The organism is Ruegeria sp. BHSC276 (genome assembly GCF_059612945.1).
The window spans coordinates 436,336-449,481 of record NZ_JBXWRP010000003.1 but is presented as its reverse complement, the minus strand read 5'-3'; the positions used below and the strand labels follow the sequence as shown (position 1 = coordinate 449,481).

At 64.1% G+C, this 13,146-nt stretch carries 12 protein-coding genes; 6 read left to right on the top strand and 6 right to left on the bottom strand.

Features of this window, described 5'->3' with window-relative positions; translation table 11 throughout:
• Positions 1-109: 109 nt before the first annotated feature.
• The 5 genes from AC2FMD_RS05910 to AC2FMD_RS05890 all read left to right on the top strand — a co-directional run bounded on the left by AC2FMD_RS05910 (position 110) and on the right by AC2FMD_RS05890 (position 5,615).
• Complete coding sequence (locus AC2FMD_RS05910; RefSeq protein WP_496740776.1) at positions 110-1,300, top strand: phosphoglycerate kinase; 1,191 nt, start codon at positions 110-112, stop codon at positions 1,298-1,300.
• A gap of 169 nt (positions 1,301-1,469) precedes the next feature.
• Positions 1,470-1,769: an FtsB family cell division protein gene (locus AC2FMD_RS05905; protein WP_496681140.1), complete on the top strand. Its 300-nt coding sequence runs from the start codon at positions 1,470-1,472 to the stop codon at positions 1,767-1,769.
• A 130-nt stretch (positions 1,770-1,899) separates the two neighbouring features.
• Positions 1,900-2,889 (top strand): pyruvate dehydrogenase (acetyl-transferring) E1 component subunit alpha, encoded by a 990-nt coding sequence (gene pdhA / locus AC2FMD_RS05900; RefSeq protein WP_496740778.1) that lies wholly within the window; start codon positions 1,900-1,902, stop codon positions 2,887-2,889.
• Positions 2,890-2,904: 15 nt separating this feature from the next.
• Positions 2,905-4,284, top strand: a complete 1,380-nt coding sequence (locus tag AC2FMD_RS05895) for a pyruvate dehydrogenase complex E1 component subunit beta (protein WP_496794788.1) — start codon at positions 2,905-2,907, stop codon at positions 4,282-4,284.
• 14 nt (positions 4,285-4,298) lie between these two features.
• Complete coding sequence (locus tag AC2FMD_RS05890) at positions 4,299-5,615, top strand: pyruvate dehydrogenase complex dihydrolipoamide acetyltransferase (protein WP_496740782.1); 1,317 nt, start codon at positions 4,299-4,301, stop codon at positions 5,613-5,615.
• Between the two features lie 71 nt (positions 5,616-5,686).
• On the opposite strand, the gene cysE is transcribed toward AC2FMD_RS05890, so the two are convergent.
• Entirely contained in the window at positions 5,687-6,496 is an 810-nt protein-coding gene (gene cysE / locus AC2FMD_RS05885) for a serine O-acetyltransferase (protein WP_496681130.1), read from the bottom strand.
• An 86-nt stretch (positions 6,497-6,582) separates the two neighbouring features.
• Here cysE and AC2FMD_RS05880 point away from each other — a divergent pair, with 86 nt between their 5' ends.
• Positions 6,583-6,921, top strand: a complete 339-nt coding sequence (locus AC2FMD_RS05880; protein WP_496740784.1) for a TraR/DksA family transcriptional regulator — start codon at positions 6,583-6,585, stop codon at positions 6,919-6,921.
• Here AC2FMD_RS05880 and AC2FMD_RS05875 read toward each other — a convergent pair.
• From AC2FMD_RS05875 to AC2FMD_RS05855, 5 genes are read right to left on the bottom strand one after another with little or no spacing between them, the layout of a single operon-like run.
• Positions 6,902-7,198, bottom strand: coding sequence for a DUF7742 family protein (locus AC2FMD_RS05875; RefSeq protein ID WP_496681125.1), 297 nt, complete (start codon positions 7,196-7,198; stop codon positions 6,902-6,904). The genes AC2FMD_RS05880 and AC2FMD_RS05875 overlap by 20 nt on opposite strands.
• A 7-nt stretch (positions 7,199-7,205) precedes the next feature.
• On the bottom strand, positions 7,206-11,174 hold the full coding sequence (locus tag AC2FMD_RS05870) for a baseplate multidomain protein megatron (protein ID WP_496794787.1): 3,969 nt from the start codon (positions 11,172-11,174) through the stop codon (positions 7,206-7,208).
• On the bottom strand, positions 11,174-11,617 hold the full coding sequence (locus tag AC2FMD_RS05865; RefSeq protein ID WP_496686468.1) for a C40 family peptidase: 444 nt from the start codon (positions 11,615-11,617) through the stop codon (positions 11,174-11,176). Before AC2FMD_RS05865 ends, AC2FMD_RS05870 begins: the two co-directional genes overlap by 1 nt.
• Positions 11,617-12,504 (bottom strand): phage/gene transfer agent baseplate hub protein, encoded by an 888-nt coding sequence (locus tag AC2FMD_RS05860; protein ID WP_496686471.1) that lies wholly within the window; start codon positions 12,502-12,504, stop codon positions 11,617-11,619. The genes AC2FMD_RS05865 and AC2FMD_RS05860 overlap by 1 nt, the downstream gene beginning before the upstream one ends.
• The gene (locus tag AC2FMD_RS05855) at positions 12,504-13,136 is read right to left on the bottom strand and encodes a phage distal tail protein, Rcc01695 family (protein ID WP_496740788.1); all 633 of its coding nucleotides are present in this window, start codon (positions 13,134-13,136) and stop codon (positions 12,504-12,506) included. Before AC2FMD_RS05855 ends, AC2FMD_RS05860 begins: the two co-directional genes overlap by 1 nt.
• Positions 13,137-13,146 lie beyond the last annotated feature (10 nt).

Sequence of the window (13,146 nt, the reverse complement as noted above, 5' to 3'; positions counted from 1 at the left end):
CGCAAATACCTATGCGCCGGACGCGGGAAAGCCAAGTGAAGCATTGACCTGTCGGCAAAATGCAGGAAAAGAACCGCTGACGCGTGGTGACAACGGCGAGGATGACACGATGGGCTGGAAAACGCTGGACGACATGGACCTGCAGGGCAAACGCGTGCTGGTGCGCGTGGATATCAACGTGCCTGTCGTCGACGGCGCGGTGACCGACGACACACGCATCCAACGCATCGTGCCCACCGTGCGCGACATCCTGGCCAAGGGCGGCAAACCCATCCTGCTGGCCCATTTCGGGCGCCCCGGCGGCGAGCGGCGGCAGAACCTGTCGCTGAAACATCTGGTTCCCGCGCTGGAAGCGGCCTTTGGCACCAAGGTCCGTTTTGGCGAGGATTGCGTCGGATATGAGGCCGAGCTGGCCGTGGCCAACCAAGGCGAAGGCGAGGTCGTCCTGCTGGAGAACACGCGGTTTCACGACGGCGAAACCAAGAACAGCGCCAAACTGGCCGAAGGGATGGCCAAGCTCGGCGATATCTATTGCAACGATGCCTTTTCCGCCGCGCACCGCGCCCATGCCTCGACCGAGGGGCTGGCACGGCTGCTGCCGGCCTGCGCCGGGCGCCTGATGCAGGCCGAGCTGAGCGCGCTTGAAGCCGCGTTGGGGAACCCTCAGCGTCCGGTCACCGCAGTGGTCGGCGGGGCCAAGGTCTCGACCAAGCTGGACCTGCTGGGCAATCTGATCGAGAAGGTCGACAACCTGATTATCGGCGGCGGCATGGCCAACACCTTCCTGCTGGCCAAAGGGTATGACGTTGGCAAATCGCTGGCCGAACACGCCATGACCGACACCGCGGCGCAGATCATGACCAAGGCCGAGGAAACCGGCTGCCGCATCATCCTGCCCAGCGACGTGGTCGTGGCCGAAAAGTTCGAGGCCCACGCCCCGCACAAGGTGGTGCCGGCCGATCAGTGCCCGGCCGATGTGATGATCCTGGACGCGGGGCCGGAAACCGTCGCCACGATCTGCAAGACCTTTGAAGACAGCAAGACACTGATCTGGAACGGCCCCTTGGGCGCTTTTGAGATCGAGCCCTTCGACGCGGCCACCAACGCCGCCGCGCTGAAAGCGGCCGAGCTGACCCGCACGGGCAAGCTGGTCTCGGTGGCCGGCGGCGGCGATACGGTCGCCGCGCTGAACGCGTCGGGCGCGGCGCATGATTTCACCTACATCTCGACCGCCGGTGGTGCGTTCCTGGAGTGGATGGAGGGCAAGACCCTACCCGGCGTCGCCGCCTTGGACCAATGATCCAAGGCCGGTGGCGCTCTGCCCGGCGAGGCGCCCTGTTTTTTTGAATCGCTGTCGCGATTTTCGCGTTTTCGGGGATTCACAAGCCGAATCACCTGTGACATAGTGCCGACAGATGCCCGGGAAACGGGCACGATTTTGAGGCAGTATTCATACGGCGGTAAACAGAGTGTCCCGTTCCAGTCGGCCCGGTTTGGGCACAGTCCTGTTCTTTTCAGTGGCGTTTTTGCTGGGTGTGTATTTCACCTTCGCCGCCGTACAGGGCGACTATGGCCTGCTCAGACGGGTCGAGATTGCGGCGGAACGGGATGCTCTGTCGCGCGACCTCGGCGGATTGAACGCCGAAATCGCGCGGATGGAGAACCTGACACGCAGGCTTTCGGACACCTATCTTGACCTTGATCTTCTGGACGAACAGGCACGCTCGGTTCTGGGCATGATCCGCGCCGACGAAATCGTCATCCGCTGAACGCCCACTCCGGCTGTGGCACGGCGCGCGCCGAGACGCTGCGTCACATTTCCACTCGCCAGACTGGGCGAAATGCATTAAAAGATAGTTTAACGCTAAACTATCTTGCCGGAAGGGGGAGATCGCCACGATGGCTGCGCGAAAAACCACAAAGAAACCAAACGTTTCTGCGGAAGAACTCAAGACCTACTACCGCGAGATGTTGTTGATCCGCCGATTCGAAGAAAAGGCGGGGCAACTGTATGGGATGGGTCTGATCGGCGGTTTCTGCCACCTCTACATCGGTCAGGAAGCCGTCGTCGTGGGGCTCGAAGCCGCTGCCGAGGATGGCGACAAGCGCATCACCTCCTATCGCGACCACGGTCACATGCTGGCCTGCGGCATGGATCCGGGCGGCGTGATGGCCGAGCTTACCGGGCGCATCGGCGGTCTGTCCAAGGGCAAGGGCGGCTCGATGCACATGTTCTCGAAGGAAAAGCATTTCTATGGCGGCCACGGCATCGTGGGCGCGCAAGTACCTCTGGGGGCGGGTCTGGCCTTTGCCGATAAATACAAGGACAACGGCCGCGTGACCTTCACCTATTTCGGCGATGGCGCGGCGAACCAGGGCCAGGTCTACGAAACCTTCAACATGGCCGCCCTGTGGCAGCTACCGGTGGTCTTCGTGATCGAGAACAACCAGTACGCGATGGGAACGGCGCAGTCGCGCTCGACCTCGACCAAGGACATCTATCACCGCGGCGAGGCGTTCGGCATTCCCGGCGAAATCGTCAACGGCATGGACGTGCTGGCAGTGAAAGAGGCCGGAGAGAAAGCAGTGGCCCACTGCCGCGCAGGCAAGGGGCCCTATATCCTCGAGGTCAAGACCTACCGCTATCGCGGCCACTCGATGTCAGACCCGGCCAAGTACCGCACCCGCGAAGAGGTGCAGAAAGTGCGCGAACAGAGCGACCCGATCGAACATGTGCGCGAGCTGCTGCTATCGGGCAAGCACGCCACCGAGGATGACCTGAAGGCGATCGACAAGGAGATCAAGGAAGTCGTCAACAAGGCCGCCGAATTCTCCAAGGAAAGCCACGAGCCGCCCGTCGAAGAGCTCTGGACCGACATCTACGCCTGAGAGGACGAACAAGACATGGCAACCGAAATTCTCATGCCCGCCCTTTCGCCGACCATGGAGGAAGGCACCCTGGCCAAATGGCTGGTCAAGGAAGGCGACACCGTAAGTTCCGGCGACATACTGGCCGAGATCGAGACCGACAAGGCCACGATGGAGTTCGAGGCCGTCGACGAAGGCATAATCGGCAAGATCCTGATCCCCGAGGGCACCGAAGGGGTCAAGGTCAATACACCCATCGCCGTGCTGGTCGAAGAGGGCGAAGACGTCTCCGCCCTGCCCGAGGCTGCCCCGGCAGCCGACGCGGGCAACGAGGCCGCCGCGCCTGCGGCGGTTGAGGCGTCCGCACCCGCCCCTGCGGCGGCTCCTGTCGCGCCCGTCGTGGATCTGTCGCCCGATTGGCCAGCCGACGCGCCGATGAAACAACAGACTGTCCGCGAAGCTCTGCGCGACGCGATGGCAGAAGAGATGCGCGCCGACGAAGACGTCTACCTGATGGGCGAGGAAGTCGGCGAATACCAGGGCGCCTACAAGGTCTCTCAGGGTCTGCTGGACGAGTTCGGCGCAAAACGCGTGATTGATACGCCGATCACCGAGCATGGCTTTACAGGCATCGCCGTCGGCTCGGCCTTTGGCGGGCTGAAGCCGATCGTCGAGTTCATGACCTTCAACTTCGCCATGCAAGCGATCGACCAGATCATCAACTCGGCCGCCAAGACGCTGTACATGTCCGGCGGTCAGATGGGCTGTCCGATCGTGTTCCGCGGCCCCAACGGCGCCGCCGCGCGCGTGGCGGCCCAGCACAGCCAGGACTATGCCGCCTGGTACATGCAGATCCCCGGCCTGAAGGTGGTGATGCCCTATTCGGCAGCCGACGCCAAAGGCCTGCTGAAATCGGCCATCCGCGATCCCAACCCGGTCGTGTTCCTGGAAAACGAAATCCTCTATGGCCGCTCGTTCGACGTGCCGCAGGTCGATGACCTGACCGTGCCGCTGGGCAAAGCCCGCATCTGGCGCGAAGGCACCGACGTGACCATCGTCAGCTTCGGCATCGGCATGCAATACGCCTTGGAAGCTGCCGACAAGTTGGCCGAGGACGGCATCAGCGCCGAGGTGATCGACCTGCGCACCATCCGCCCGATGGACACCGGCGCGATCATCAACTCGGTGATGAAGACCAACCGTCTGGTCACGGTCGAGGAAGGCTGGCCCCAAGGCTCGGTCGGCAGCTACATCAGCTCGGTGGTGATGCAACAGGCGTTCGACTATCTCGACGCGCCCGTCATCAACCTGACCGGCAAGGACGTACCCATGCCCTATGCCGCGAACCTGGAAAAACTGGCGCTGGTGACCACCGACGAGGTGATCGCCGCCGTCAAACAAGTGACCTATCGGTAAGGAGCGACTGACAGATGCCCACCGAAATTCTGATGCCCGCCCTTTCGCCGACCATGGAGGAAGGCACGCTCGCCAAATGGCTGGTCAAGGAAGGCGATACCGTCTCCTCGGGTGACCTGCTGGCCGAGATCGAGACCGACAAGGCCACAATGGAATTCGAAGCCGTCGATGAAGGCATCGTCGGCAAGATCCTGATCCCCGAAGGCACCGAGGGGGTCAAGGTCAACACCCCGATCGCCGTGCTGCTGGAAGAGGGCGAAAGCGCCGATGACATCGCCGCGGCCCCGGCCAAGGCGCCCGAGGCTGCGCCCGCAGCCGACGCGGGCAACGAGGCTGCCGCCCCCGCGGCATCCGAGGCGCCCGCCCCTGCCCCGGCTCCGGCGGCCCCGGTCAAAGCCGACGGCGGACGCATCTTCGCCTCTCCGCTGGCCCGCCGGATCGCCGCTCAGAAAGGGCTGGACCTGGCGCAGATCAAGGGCTCGGGCCCGCATGGCCGCATCGTCAAGGCGGATGTCGAAGGCGCAACCGCTGCTCCGGCCGCCGCTCCGGCTCCGGCAGCCGCACCCAGCGCAGCGCCGGCACCTGCTGCTGCCCCCGCCGGCCCCTCGGCCGACATGGTGGCCCGCATGTACGAAGGCCGCGAGTACCAAGAGGTCAAGCTGGACGGCATGCGCAAGACCATCGCCGCCCGTCTCGCCGAGGCCAAGCAGACCATCCCGCATTTCTACCTGCGCCGCGACATCAAGCTGGACGCGCTGCTGAAATTCCGCAGCCAGTTGAACAAGCAGCTGGAAGCCCGCGGCGTGAAGCTGAGCGTCAACGACTTCATCATCAAGGCCGTCGCCAACGCGCTGCAGCAGGTGCCGGAATGCAATGCCGTCTGGGCGGGCGACCGGGTGCTGCAACTGAAACCCTCGGACGTGGCCGTGGCCGTGGCGATCGAAGGCGGGCTGTTCACCCCGGTCCTGAAGGACGCCGACACCAAATCTCTGTCGGCGCTCTCGACCGAAATGAAGGACCTGGCCGCCCGCGCACGCGAGCGCAAGCTGGCCCCGCATGAATACCAGGGCGGCACCTTCGCGGTTTCGAACCTGGGCATGTATGGCATCGACAATTTCGACGCCATCGTGAACCCGCCGCATGCGGGCATCCTGGCCGTCGGCACCGGCGCCAAGAAGCCGGTCGTGGGCGAGGATGGGGAGCTGACCGTGGCGACCGTCATGTCGGTCACTATGTCGGTGGATCACCGGGTGATCGACGGCGCGCTTGGGGCTCAGTTGCTGCAGGCCATCGTGGACAACCTGGAAAACCCGATGGTCATGCTGGCCTGATCCAGGCCACAAGAATCAAAAAAAGCCGCCTCGGACCCCGAGGCGGCTTTTTTTCGTACCTGAGAACAGGCTTACTGATCCTTACCCAGCATGTGATCCATCGAGATCGAGGGCTGGTCGCATCCGGCCTCGCCCACGATCTTGGCGGGGATTCCGGCTACGGTTTTGCAGGGCGGCACATCCTGCAGAACAACCGAACCGGCGGCGATACGGCTGCAATGGCCTACGCGGATATTGCCCAGAACCTTGGCGCCAGCGCCGATCAGAACGCCATCCTCGATCTTGGGATGGCGGTCCTCTTCCTCCTTGCCGGTCCCGCCAAGGGTCACCGAATGCAGCATCGAGACGTTATCGCCCACGACCGCGGTTTCACCGATCACGATAGAATGGGCGTGGTCGATCATGATGCCCTTGCCGATCTTCGCGGCGGGGTGGATGTCGACACCGAAAATCTCGGAACAGCGCATCTGCAGAAAATAGGCCAGATCGTGGCGCCCCTTGCGCCACAGCCAATGCGCTACGCGATACGCCTGCATGGCCTGGTAGCCCTTGAAATACAGAATCGGCTGCAGCAGGCGATGGCAGGCCGGATCCCGCTCGTACACGGCCATCAGGTCGGCCCGGGCGGCAGTAAGCAGGCTCTGGTCGTCAGCATAGGCCTCCTCGACGACTTCCCGCAGCACCATCATCGACATTTCGTTCGAGCACAGCTTGGCCGAAATCCGATATGACAAGGCGCGTTCCAGCGATTTGTGGTGCAGAATGCATGCGTGCACCAGCCCGCCCATCAGCGGTTCTTTCTCGACGGCGGCTTGCGCCTCGGATGTGATCCGGTCCCAAACGGGATCGACCGGAGTGACTTGGGTGCGCGTTTCAAACATGGCTTTTGTTCCTTTTCTGCGCCTAGAATAGCCATCTAGGCCCAAAAAGGCCAAACGCAAACCCTTGATGTACGGCACAACAAAAAATGAACGAGGCGGAACTTATGGAATTCGAAACACTGATCCGCGCCCGGTTGGCCGAATTGGAACAGAATTCCGAAGCCGGGAAACAGGCCCAGTCGGTCGTCCAGCTTGATCAGCAGGCGGTTGGGCGCCTCAGCCGGATGGACGCGCTGCAGAACCAGGCCATGGCCAAGGCCCAGCAGACCCGGCGCGACCTTGAAGCCCGCCGGCTGAACGCCGCTCTGACGCGCATCTACGAGGGCGAATTCGGGTATTGCGAAGACTGTGGCGAGGCCATCGCGCGCGGGCGGCTGGAACTGGATCCAGCCGCCGGGAAATGTGTCAGCTGCGCGTCCGGCTGATCTGAAACCGGATCAGGTGGCGCAGAACCGTCTCGAAACACTGGCAATAATCCGTGTCGTCGAAACCCGGTTCATCCGCCAGAGGTCGGCCACGCGCCGCCGCCATCAACGACCCGTTGCCGAACTGCGGATGCAGCCGCCCGGTGGCCGCGACATGCCGGTCGGCCAGTTCGGCCTCGGCAATCATGCGGGCACACAGGCGGTCCCTTTTGGGTTGCGGCGCGGATAACAAAACCCGCGCCGCCGCGCTGATGTCTCCGTGCAGAACGGGGCGCATGGCCGACCTAGCCCACGGTCATTCGCGCCGCGGGGCCCGGGCCATAGCTGGCCGAAACCTGCGCGACCTCAACGCCATAGGAACCGGTGACGCCGTCGGCAGATTTCATCGCGGCCGTATAGGTCCAGGCCGGAACGGAGACTACCTCTTGGCGCACCAACGCGCCGCCGGCGCTGATACGAACCAGATAGGCCTCGGATTCCTCACCCAGGGGCACCTCGAGAAAGCTCCAGTCGTCTCCGTCGATCCGGGTCCGGCGAACCCAGGTCAGATGGTCGTCGCCCGCCGAATGCAGAGCGCGCAGATGCACCGGCGCATAGGGGCGCAGTCCGTTGCCGTCGAAGGTTTCGACCCTGTGGGTGTAGGACTCGTCGTCGTAACCCCGCGTTGCCGGCCCGATCCGGAAATGCCGCTCGACGCGACGCTCGGTGCGGGCGAGGCTGGCCTGATAGATGCGCTCGTCCAATAGGACGAAGACCGACCCTACCGGCCAGTAGTCCGGCATCAGGGCATCGGTGCCCAACTGGCCCCGCAACCGCCCCGACAGGTCGTAGACACCGGGTTCCTGCAACTGCGCGTCGGCGAACCGGAACAGCTCCCAGTTGCCGGCGGTTCCATCTCCGATGGCCGCCAGATTCGCCCCGTTCAGCAAGGTAGCCCGCGACTGCGACTGCAGCACCCCGTCAATAAGCCTGACCCGCAAGGGGGCGCCTTCGTCCCAGACCCCGGCCGCAGCCCTGGGCAGTTGGGTTTCGGCAAATCCGATCACGGCCTGTCCCGGCAGAACGTCGCGCAATTCGTACCCCTCATCCCGATCCGAGGCATAGACGGCAACGCTGCCCGGCCAGGGGTCGGCCGTCGCCGCAATAAAAGGAGCGTGCGGCTTTTCCGCACCGGTGATCAGCGGCAGATCCAGGAAATAGGACAGAACCGGTACCGGCGCGGCATAGGGCTTGGCGCTGGCTCCGTCATCTTCCATGTCCGACCGGTCATAGACCGCCGGCTCGATCCGGACTGCGTCCACCAGCTGCAGGTCGGCCTGCTCGACCCGGTCGATGCGATACAGGGCATTCGACGCCGCATTCGCCGAAGGCAGGCGCACCACGTCCCCGGCGCCCAAGTGCATCAGTGATGGCGGTAGCGCAAACCGAACCGTGTCGCGCGACACGCGTGCCTCGGACAGCCAACGTTCGACGGTCTGTCGCCCCTCGGCCCGGGTCATCGACAAGGGCATTTCATTCACGGCCACCGAGTGGGTCCGGTCATCGGGCATCACCGCCTCTTCCGACACAAGGTCGTGGTCGGAATCCGACTGCACGAACCGCAGACGCACACGGCCCGCCATTTCCGCTTCGGCCTCGCGCAGGTACTGCACGCGCCCTTCGATCTCGGGGCTTTCCGCGATCTGGTCCCGTTCAAGGTCGTGTGAATGCCGACCCTCGCGCATACGGAACACCAGCATCCCGTCGCGCTCGACCGCGTCGAACCCATAGCGCAGCATGAGCGGTTGCAAGGCGGAGCGTGCATCCGACACGTCTTCGACCGCATAGCCCCGCACCACGCCGTACAGGCCCGACACATCGATGTCGGTCACCCCTGCGCCATGGCAGATTTCGGTCACAACCGAGGCCAGAGTGCGCGACCCAGACCGCCCGTTCAGCCAATGACCGCGCGCATAGTTGGCCCCATCGCTCCATTGCGAGCGCAGGTTCGGAAAGGTCGGATAGGGCCGCGCATCCCAGGCCCAGACAAAGGCATTCGACACATCCACCATCGGCCCGCCATAGATCTCGGAGACCGGGTTCACCTGCGGGTCCGCCCAATAGCTTAAGGTGGCCTTGAGGTACTGAACCTGGATGAAGTCATCGCGCAGCCCGTTCGAGTATCTTGGCAGGTCCGATTCCGAGGATTTCGGATCGACGAACTTGTTGGGCTGGTTGGTTCCCTTGTCGATAGCCGCGCAGCCCAGTTCGGTGAACCAGATGGGCTTCGACCTGGGCACCCATGCGGTGGGCACCGGCTGCCGCATCCCGCCGATGCGTTCGTGATGCGGCTTCGACCACCAGTTCCGGATGTCCTTGTACCGCCAGATCCATGGTTCGCCATGTTCGGCATCCTCGATCGGGGTCCGGATCTGGGCGTCGCGCTCCTCCGGCGAGGCATAGTACCAGTGATAGCCCTCCCCGCCTTCGATATTGGCGCGCAGATACCCAAGGTCATAGATCGACCGCGCACCGGATTTGGCGTCAAGATGCCCGTCTCCGTCGCGCCAGTCCGAGATCGGCATGTAGTTGTCGATCCCGACAAAGTCGATGTTGTCGTCGGCCCATAGGGGATCCAGGTGAAAATACCGGTCTCCGCTGCCGTCGCTCGGTTGATAGCCGAAATACTCGGACCAGTCGGCCGCATAGCCAATCCGGGTCTGCGGCCCCAGAATCTGGCGCACTTCGGCCGCGAGGGTCCGCAGCCGGTCCACGGCCGGAAATCCCGACGCGCCGCGGATCTGGGTCAGGCCCCGCATCTCGGACCCGATGCAGAACGAGTCGACCCCCCCGGCCGCTTTGCAAAGGGCGGCATAGTGCAGGATGAAGCGCGCAAGCCCCCATTCCTGCGGCCCCGAATAGGTGACGGTGCCCGCGCCGATTGAGAAATCCGACGCCTTGGCCGCGCCAAAGAAGCTGGCCACCTGCGCGTCGGCCTGAGCCGTTCCGTCCACAGACCCGTCCCGCCCCGGCGCAACGTCCAGCGTGATACGCCCACGCCAAGGCAGATGTGGCTGATCGCCCGCATCGGACCACGGGTCCGGCAGGCCGTTCCCCGGCAGTTGATCCATCAGGATGAACGGATAGAACATGACCCGCTTGCCCGTGGCCTTGAGGTGCGCGATGGCTTCGATGACCGACACGTCCGCCGGGGTCCCGCCATAAACCGGACGGCCGTCAATCTCCTCGACGACCGCAGCCGCGCTGCGAGCCACCCCGGCCACGTTCCACGGCATGTTCATGCCATCGACATCCCGTCGCAGAACCTTGGGTCGAATGCTGCATTGGCCGCACCGCAGATCATCCCCAAACCATGACACGACCAACGAGGCTGCTTCGCAAGCGGGCAATTCCCGGCGCAACGCCCGCAGCGAGTCGACCAAATCCGGCTGGCCGGACGGCGCGTTGACATTTGCGGCCCAGGTCCGCCCCTTCCCTTTTCCATAGTTCACCTGGCGGCTGGCAAGGGTGTATTCGCCCGTGCCCGGCATCAGGGCAACGCCCTTCACGATCCGTTGCAGCTCGCTCTCATAGTTCGGCATATCCTCCTGATCGGGGCGGATCACCTCGAACGAGAACTGCGGCACGCGGTTGCCGAATCTGCCGAGTTGCAGGTCCTCGATCACCACATAAGCCGTGCCGCGATAAGCCGGCACGTTGCCCGTGCCCTCGATCGATTCAATCAACGGGTCGGGCAGTTGAGTATCCGTCCCCCGATAGATCCGCATGTTCACGCTGGTGCGCTCGATTTCCTCACCATCGGCCCAAATGCGCGAAACGTCGGCGATTTTTCCTGCCCCGACCGCAATCGCCAGCGACACCGAGTAGCTGTAACTGTGGGTGGTCGTCGTCACTTCGGCGGGTTTGGGCGTGCCCTTGCCGCCCCCGGCAGACTGCGTCGTGGTCGTGGTCGACCGCGTCTCCAGAAAATCCGAAGCCCAGATGACCTGCCCGCCCACGCGCATCCGGCCGAAAACGGTGGCCACGGGCGCGCCTTCGCCGGTCTCGGTCAGGCGGAAGCGGTCCAGCCGCCCGGTCTCGACCACTTCGCTGCCGCTTCCCATCACCGATTGGCTCATCAGGCGCTGGTCGATCACACGGCCCAGCGTGGCGCCGATGGCACGGCCGACGATCGCCGTGGACAGGCCGGCCACCGTTCCGCCGATGGACCCGCCCAGCGCGGCCCCGGCCGCCGATAACAGAATGGTCGCCATCAGGTGTCCTCCAAAGGAAAATCAAAACAGGCGACCACCCGGCGGCGCCAAGGATCGCTCAGAGCGTTTTCAACCACCCCATGCCCTGAATAGGCATGGATGAAGCGCGGGACCGGGCCGGTCTCGCTGACGATGCCCAGATGCTTGGCAACGCCTCGGTCGCGCATGCGGAACAGCAGCACCGCTCCGATGGCCAGGCTAAGGTCAGGGCGTTCGATCAGGTGGCGTTGGGCAGCCGCCCACATCCGCTCCTCGCCCTGTAGCTCGGACCAGTCCTGGCTGTAGGCCGGTACTGCTTCGGGCTCGTCCCCGATTGCGGCGCGCCACACGCCACGCAGCAACCCAAGGCAGTCGGTACCCGCCCCCCTGACCGAGGCCTGGTGGACATACGGTGTCCCCAACCAGCGGCGCGCTTCGCTTACGATGTCATGTCGGGTCGGCATCACCGTCGGCTCCCTCCTTTGTACGGTTTTCCTTTCTTGGGCACGGCCATCACCCAGTCTTCGCCTGGCAGGTCGGGAAATCCCTGAAAGTTCAGAAGATTGTCGAATTTCAACCGGCAGGTTCTCATCCGTTTGTCGCAACCCGCCGTCAGCCGGACGCGATCACCGGCCGAAAGGCGCCCACCGATCCCGGACCACAGCATAACCTCGCGCCCACCCGAGACCGGCCGATCCGTCTTGATCGTCGCCCACAGCCCTTGCGATGCGCCGCTCAGCACATCCAGCCGGCCCCGATCGAACCAGCCCGCGTCAATCTCCTCGGCCCCTTCCAGGCGCAAGACCGGGCCGTCGCCGACCGCGGCGATCGCGACCTCAGCCCAATAACCGGGCGTGGTCGTGTCGAACTTGCAGGCCTTGTCGCCCAAAATCGCGGTGCAGGGTTTTTGGTAGATCCGCCCCAATGGCCGGTTCAGCCGGTCGGTCAGCCCCCGCAATTCGGCATGAAACGCGCGCCCGGCCCTCCGCAACTCGCCGATCGAGCCGCGAAACTGCAGCATCCGCTGGTCCGGCGCGGCCCAGTTGACCAGCCAGGCCCGCACCTCGGCGCCGTCGAACCGGCCGGCCTCGATATCTTCGTCGCGCACGGCCGCATCGGTCAGGGCGCCCATGGCCTCGGAATTGTCGATCGACAGGCCCGTTGCCTGTTCGATCGCCGAGGCCGTCAGACCGGAGCTTGCCTTGAACACCAGTCCGTCAAAGGCCAATTCGCGGTCATGGTCGGTGAACCCGAAGGACACGCCATCGGTTCGAGTGATCGCCCAACAGCGGCAGACCGTAGTCATGCCGGACTGAAGATGGGTCAGCAATGCCTGCTTGTCGCCGCTCATCAGACCCGCACCTCCACCACCGGAACATTGGGTACGTCGCCTGCCTGAAAGCTGGCCACGCTGACCTGGATCCTGTCGGTGTCGAAGCGCACCGGCACGTCGAACTCGAACCCGGCGGTCACTTCGACCCCCTCGGCCGGCGGGACCGCGAATTGAATCAGACCGCGATTCAGGTCCACCTCGAAATCGACGCCCTCTCGGGCCTCGTCCTGATCGAGCCCCACCTTGACCGTACCCAGCACCGGCTTGACGATGGGCCTGACATAGCTGACCCCGCCCGAGGCATAGGTCTTGACCAGTTGGAACACGGTCGTGACCCCGTCGCCTTGACCGATCACCTGGTCGCCCATGTCGACCTCGGCAGTGGCGGCGCAGGACTTGTAGTCCGACCAGTCCTTCCAGCGGAACCCGTACATCTGACCCTGACGCGCTTCGAAAAAGGCGATCAGCGTCTGGATGTCGTCCAGCGACCGCATCCCCAAACCGGCGTCATAACGCCGCCGCGAATGCGCCCAGGGCGTGTTGCGTTCTTCGAACCCGTTGGCCAGAGTCACGATATCCGTGCGCCGCTCGGGTCCGCCGACCGAGCCGAAACTCAGGCTGGCGGGAAATCTGATTTCGTGGAAATTCATGTCCTGCTCC

What these genes read in the sequence shown, in the direction of transcription:
- AC2FMD_RS05880 (WP_496740784.1), top strand. Translation starts at nt 6,583, where the DNA reads ATGAACGAGGCGGAACTTATGGAATTCGAAACACTGATCCGCGCCCGG.
- AC2FMD_RS05875 (WP_496681125.1), bottom strand. Translation starts at nt 7,198, where the DNA reads ATGCGCCCCGTTCTGCACGGAGACATCAGCGCGGCGGCGCGGGTTTTG.
- AC2FMD_RS05865 (WP_496686468.1), bottom strand. Translation starts at nt 11,617, where the DNA reads ATGCCGACCCGACATGACATCGTAAGCGAAGCGCGCCGCTGGTTGGGG.
- AC2FMD_RS05910 (WP_496740776.1), top strand. Translation starts at nt 110, where the DNA reads ATGGGCTGGAAAACGCTGGACGACATGGACCTGCAGGGCAAACGCGTG.
- AC2FMD_RS05870 (WP_496794787.1), bottom strand. Translation starts at nt 11,174, where the DNA reads ATGGCGACCATTCTGTTATCGGCGGCCGGGGCCGCGCTGGGCGGGTCC.
- AC2FMD_RS05890 (WP_496740782.1), top strand. Translation starts at nt 4,299, where the DNA reads ATGCCCACCGAAATTCTGATGCCCGCCCTTTCGCCGACCATGGAGGAA.
- AC2FMD_RS05855 (WP_496740788.1), bottom strand. Translation starts at nt 13,136, where the DNA reads ATGAATTTCCACGAAATCAGATTTCCCGCCAGCCTGAGTTTCGGCTCG.
- AC2FMD_RS05860 (WP_496686471.1), bottom strand. Translation starts at nt 12,504, where the DNA reads ATGAGCGGCGACAAGCAGGCATTGCTGACCCATCTTCAGTCCGGCATG.
- cysE (WP_496681130.1), bottom strand. Translation starts at nt 6,496, where the DNA reads ATGTTTGAAACGCGCACCCAAGTCACTCCGGTCGATCCCGTTTGGGAC.
- pdhA (WP_496740778.1), top strand. Translation starts at nt 1,900, where the DNA reads ATGGCTGCGCGAAAAACCACAAAGAAACCAAACGTTTCTGCGGAAGAA.
- AC2FMD_RS05895 (WP_496794788.1), top strand. Translation starts at nt 2,905, where the DNA reads ATGGCAACCGAAATTCTCATGCCCGCCCTTTCGCCGACCATGGAGGAA.